The following is an 870-nucleotide window of genomic DNA, read 5'->3' as shown; positions in this document are numbered from 1 at the left end:
ACCCCACCGGGACTCGAACCCGGGTTACCGCCGTGAAAGGGCGATGTCTTAACCACTTGACCATGGGGCCAAAAGCGGGTTTGAATATCAAACCCGTATAAAAAATGAACCGGCAACGACCTACTTTCCCAGGCAGCTTCCCGCCAAGTATCATCGGCGCTGGAGAGCTTAACTTCTGTGTTCGGGATGGGTACAGGTGTTTCCTCTCCGCTATTGTCACCGGATCTATCACTCGCTCCTCGCGTCGTGATCTCCCATGTTAACTGATAGAGATCCAAAGACTTCTCTCTTTCGTACCTTCTTGGTTAAGCGTTCGACCTATTAGTACCTGTCAGCTCAATACATTACTGTACTTACACCTCAGGCCTATCAACGTGGTAGTCTCCCACGAGTCTTACCTTGCGGAGGAAATCTTTTCTTGTGGGGGGCTTCGCACTTAGATGCTTTCAGCGCTTATCCCGTCCATAGGTAGCTACCCAGCTATGCACTTGGCAGTACAACTGGTGCACCAGAGGTATGTCCATCCCGGTCCTCTCGTACTAGGGACAGCTCCACTCAAATTTCCAACGCCCACAGCGGATAGGGACCGAACTGTCTCACGACGTTCTGAACCCAGCTCGCGTACCTCTTTAATGGGCGAACAGCCCAACCCTTGGGACCTACTTCAGCCCCAGGATGAGACGAGCCGACATCGAGGTGCCAAACACCCCCGTCGATGTGAACTCTTGGGGGGTATCAGCCTGTTATCCCCAGGGTAGCTTTTATCCGTTGAGCGATGGCCCTTCCACGCGGAACCACCGGATCACTAAGCCCGACTTTCGTCCCTGCTCGACCTGTTTGTCTCGCAGTCAAGCTCCCTTCTGCCTTTAC

Annotated in this window: 2 rRNA genes; both read right to left on the bottom strand. The window is 53.4% G+C overall.

Annotated features, from left to right (window positions below):
* Window positions 1-107: 107 nt before the first annotated feature.
* Window positions 108-224, bottom strand: a 5S ribosomal RNA gene (rrf, locus tag WS42_RS14890).
* A gap of 77 nt (window positions 225-301) precedes the next feature.
* Window positions 302-870: ribosomal RNA gene (locus tag WS42_RS14885) — 23S ribosomal RNA — on the bottom strand; the annotation flags it as partial.

It is taken from the genome of Odoribacter sp. N54.MGS-14 (assembly GCF_000980295.1).
GTDB lineage: Bacteria > Bacteroidota > Bacteroidia > Bacteroidales > Marinifilaceae > Odoribacter > Odoribacter splanchnicus.
The sequence above is the reverse complement of the archived record's forward strand: the minus strand, read 5'-3'. Positions and strand labels throughout refer to the sequence as shown.